The organism is Succinivibrio sp. (assembly GCF_045124615.1).
GTDB classification, from domain to species: Bacteria; Pseudomonadota; Gammaproteobacteria; order Enterobacterales; family Succinivibrionaceae; genus Succinivibrio; species Succinivibrio faecicola.
The window spans coordinates 1-4,115 of the sequence record NZ_JBGVMC010000378.1; the positions used below are offsets into that span (position 1 = coordinate 1).

Below are 4,115 nucleotides of genomic sequence, written 5' to 3' on the forward strand. Positions count from 1 at the left end.
TCTAGAGCAGTAAATTGCTTTTGCAGGTCGTCACCAGATTATGGTGATCGTTTTTTTTGCCTTACTTGTTGCACTTATTTACTTCCAAGTAAAGATCATGCTAGCTGGTGTAAAAAAGGTATCAGCTTCAGCTGCAACATCAATGGTTAACCATGAGAATGGTGTCTTTATTGATGTAAGAGCCAATTCACTATTTTCTAAAGGTCATATTGCAGGTTCTGTAAATATTACATTAGAAGAAATCAAGCAGGGTAAGTTAAATCGAGTTGAAAGCTTTAAGAATAGTCCTGTAATAGTTGTTGGAAAAGATAAAGTTGATTCAGATAACTTCAACGCTGTTGTTGCTTTAAAGAAGCAAGGTTACACTCGAGCATTTTTATTAGAGGGTGGCATTGCTCAATGGGCTATGGACAATTTACCATTATCAGTAAAAAATTAATTTAAAAGGATAAAAACAAAATGTCAGACAATGCACAGAATGCAGTAAATAATCAGACAAACGAGAATAACGCTCCATCTTTTGATGTATTACGTATTTATATTAAGGATTGCTCTTTTGAGACTCCAAACGTTCCAAAGGTTTTCACTGCTGAGTGGAAACCAGAGATGAGCGTTGATTTTGATACAAAGCTAGCTCAGGTAGATTCTGATAAGTTTGAAGTTGATTTAAGAGTTACTGTAACTTGCAAGTTAGGTGAGGAAGTTGCTTATATCTGTGAAGTTCACCAGGCAGGCCTTTTCTTAATGAGAAATGTAAATCAGGATACTGGTGATTTCTTACTAAACGGTGTTGCTCCAAATATTCTATTCCCTTATGCAAGAGAGCATATTTCATCTTTAGTAAATAGAGGTACATTCCCTCCATTAAATCTTCGTCCAATCAATTTTGAAGCTTTATTCCAGGCTCAGAAAGCTCAGCAGGCACAGGAAGCTGCACAGAAGTCTGATGTAGCTAACGGTGAGGCTAATAATGAGGCTCCTCAGGCATAATAATGGCTGAGTTTATGTATGACTTAACTGTCATTGGTGCAGGTTCCTATGGAACCTCACTAGCCATATCCACAGCATCAAAAGGTCTAAAAGTGATGCTGTGGACAAGACGTGAAGAAACTGCAAAAATTATGCAGCAAGATCGCGTTAATCAGAAATATCTTCCATCAATCGCTTTTCCAGAAACACTTACAGTATCATCTGATTTAAAGTACTGTATTGATGCATCAAAAACTATCCTTGTGGTAGTGCCTTCTCATACTTTTGCGGATGTACTTGTTTCGATCAAGCCATATCTGACACCAGAACACAGACTAGCATGGGCCACAAAAGGTCTTGATAAGGATTCTGGTAGACTGCTTTCAGATATAGCAAGTCAGATTTTGTCAGATAAGATCCCAATGGCTGCTCTTTCGGGACCTACTTTTGCGATGGAACTTGCCAAAGGATTACCAACAGCAATTGCAGTTGCAGGTACAAATTCTGACTTTATTAAAGAATTTTGCGAGCTTATGCATACCAAAACTTTCAGAATATATGAAAGTGATGATCTGGTAGGTTTACAGTTAGGTGGCGGTATTAAGAACGTTATTGCCATAGGTGCAGGTCTGTCCGATGGACTTGGCTATGGTGCTAATGCAAGAACAGCCCTAATTACCAGAGGTCTTGCAGAAATGACAAGATTAGGTGAAGCCTTAGGCTCATCTCAGAAGGCTTTTATGGGACTGTCTGGTTTGGGTGACCTTATTTTAACCTGTACAGATAACCAGTCTAGAAACAGAAGATTTGGTTACTATTTAGGTCAGGGGATGTCTGTTGAAAAGGCTCTTGAGAAGATTGAACAGGTCGTAGAAGGTTACACAATGTCAAAGGTTGTTGTTGATCTGTGCGAAAAGTTCAACGTTCAGATGCCTATCTGCCAGGAAGTCTATAAAGTAATTTATGAAGGTAAGAATGGTCAGGCCGCAGCAATGAGTCTGCTTGGAAGATCATTAAAATCTGAATAAAAAATAAGGCTCTAGTTTCTCTAGAGCCTGTTGTGAAAATACATCTTAATAACTTTGATTAACCGTATGTATTCTCATTTACTTTATGTTCTGTAACATCTACAACATCTTTAATCATGCCAGGGAATGCCTGATTTAACTGAGTCTGAATACCTTCTTTAAGAGTGATTCCAACCATTGAGCAACCAAGACAGCCACCTGTAAATTTAACTTTTACGATACCATCTTCAGTAACTTCTTCTAATGTTACTGCACCACCATGAGATGCTAAAGATGGGCTTACAGTTGAGTCGATAAACTTTTTTAGTCTGTCAAATAAAGTGGCATCTTCAGGTAAATCCTGTTTATTCAGATTTGGAGCATGGAATGTTAGTAAATCTTCGCCCTGTTCATTTGTGCTTAAGTCAATGATTGATTCATTGAGATATTCACTAACTGAACTGTCGATTACAATTTCAAAACCTTTCATCTGAAAGTGTTCATCACGTGGTGTGATGTATTCTTTTGGACAGTATAAAATTCCACACTGAACACCAGGTGTTCCGACATTTGTTGCAGTAAGACGGATTGCTAAACCTTCCATCTTCTGTTTTTCAATGATTTTTAGAAAATATTCTTGGGCCTTTTCACTTACGCTGATTTTGGTCATATTTATCCTGTTTGTATTATTTTATCTAATATAAAAAACTGCTTTACATTTTAAATGATTTAAAAAAAATTAGTTGTACTTTGTAAAAAAATAAAAATTTTTTTCAATTAGCAAAAATATGAGCTAAAAAAAGTGCATATATTTTCGTTTTACTGTAAAATCATTTTTGTAACTATAGAAACCTGAGTCTCACTCAGATAACACGTGGAGAAGAAAATGAGCTTATTCGAAGAGCTTGATTTAGCTAAATATGGTATCAGTGGTGCTACTGAAATCGTTCACAACCCTTCATACGAAGTTTTATTCGCAGAAGAGACCAAGGCTGGTTTAACCGGTTTTGACGTTGGTCAGAATACTGAGATGGACGCTGTTAACGTAATGACTGGTGTTTATACTGGTCGTTCACCAAAAGATAAGTTCATCGTTAAGGATGCTACCTCTGAGAACACATTCTGGTGGACTACAGATGAGTTCAAGAATGACAACAAGCCTTTATCAACAGAGTCATGGAATGCTTTAAAGGCATTAGCTGGTAAAGAATTATCAAACAAGAAGTTATACGTTGTTGATGGCTTCTGTGGTGCAAACGAGGGTACTCGTTTAGCAGTTCGTTTCGTAGTTGAGGTTGCTTGGCAGGCTCACTTCGTAACTAACATGTTCATCAAGCCAACAGCTGAAGAGTTAAAGACCTTCAAGCCAGATTTCGTTGTATTAAACGCTTCAAAGGCTAAGGTTGAGAACTACAAAGAGTTAGGTTTAAATTCAGAGACTGCTGTTGTATTCAACTTAACTGAGCGTATGCAGGTTATCTTAAACACCTGGTACGGCGGTGAGATGAAGAAGGGTATGTTCTCAATGATGAACTACTACTTACCATTAAAGGGCATCGCAGCAATGCACTGCTCTGCTAACACCGACATGAACCACGAAAATACAGCTATTTTCTTCGGTTTATCAGGTACTGGTAAGACCACTCTTTCAACAGATCCAAAGCGTCTACTAATCGGTGACGACGAGCACGGTTGGGATGATGATGGTGTGTTCAACTTCGAAGGTGGTTGCTATGCTAAGGTAATCAACCTTTCAAAGGAAAACGAGCCTGATATTTGGGCAGCTATCAAGCGTAACGCATTATTAGAGAACGTAACTGTTGATGCAAATGGTAAGATTGATTTCGCTGATAAGTCAGTAACCGAGAATACTCGTGTTTCATACCCAATCAACCATATCACCAACATCGTTAAGCCAATTTCTAAGGGCCCTGCTGCTAAGCGCGTAATCTTCTTATCAGCTGACGCATTCGGTGTTTTACCTCCAGTATCAATCTTAGATAAGGGTCAGACTCAGTACTACTTCTTATCAGGCTTCACAGCTAAGTTAGCTGGTACAGAGCGTGGTATTACCGAGCCTACTCCAACCTTCTCATCATGCTTCGGTGCAGCATTCTTATCATTACCTCCAACCAAGTA

Annotated in this window: 5 protein-coding genes; 4 read left to right on the forward strand and 1 reads right to left on the reverse strand. The window is 38.3% G+C overall.

Annotation, left to right across the window (positions count from 1 at the left end):
- Positions 1–40 precede the first annotated feature (40 nt).
- Genes ACJML3_RS10040 through gpsA form a run of 3 tightly spaced genes read left to right on the forward strand, consistent with a single transcriptional unit; the run spans position 41 to position 1,997 of the window.
- Positions 41–439, forward strand: coding sequence for a rhodanese-like domain-containing protein (locus ACJML3_RS10040; protein ID WP_406022876.1), 399 nt, complete (start codon positions 41–43; stop codon positions 437–439).
- A gap of 20 nt (positions 440–459) precedes the next feature.
- The gene (gene secB, locus ACJML3_RS10045) at positions 460–990 is read left to right on the forward strand and encodes a protein-export chaperone SecB (RefSeq protein WP_219938037.1); all 531 of its coding nucleotides are present in this window, start codon (positions 460–462) and stop codon (positions 988–990) included.
- A 2-nt stretch (positions 991–992) separates the two neighbouring features.
- Positions 993–1,997 (forward strand): NAD(P)H-dependent glycerol-3-phosphate dehydrogenase, encoded by a 1,005-nt coding sequence (gene gpsA, locus ACJML3_RS10050; protein WP_406022878.1) that lies wholly within the window; start codon positions 993–995, stop codon positions 1,995–1,997.
- Between the two features lie 58 nt (positions 1,998–2,055).
- Here the strand turns inward: gpsA and ACJML3_RS10055 are convergent, their stop codons facing one another.
- The gene (locus tag ACJML3_RS10055; RefSeq protein WP_219938035.1) at positions 2,056–2,646 is read right to left on the reverse strand and encodes a NifU family protein; all 591 of its coding nucleotides are present in this window, start codon (positions 2,644–2,646) and stop codon (positions 2,056–2,058) included.
- A gap of 216 nt (positions 2,647–2,862) precedes the next feature.
- On the opposite strand from ACJML3_RS10055, the gene pckA reads away from it, so the two are divergent.
- The coding region (gene pckA, locus ACJML3_RS10060) for a phosphoenolpyruvate carboxykinase (ATP) (protein ID WP_406022881.1) at positions 2,863–4,115 on the forward strand (1,253 nt) is incomplete at its 3' end.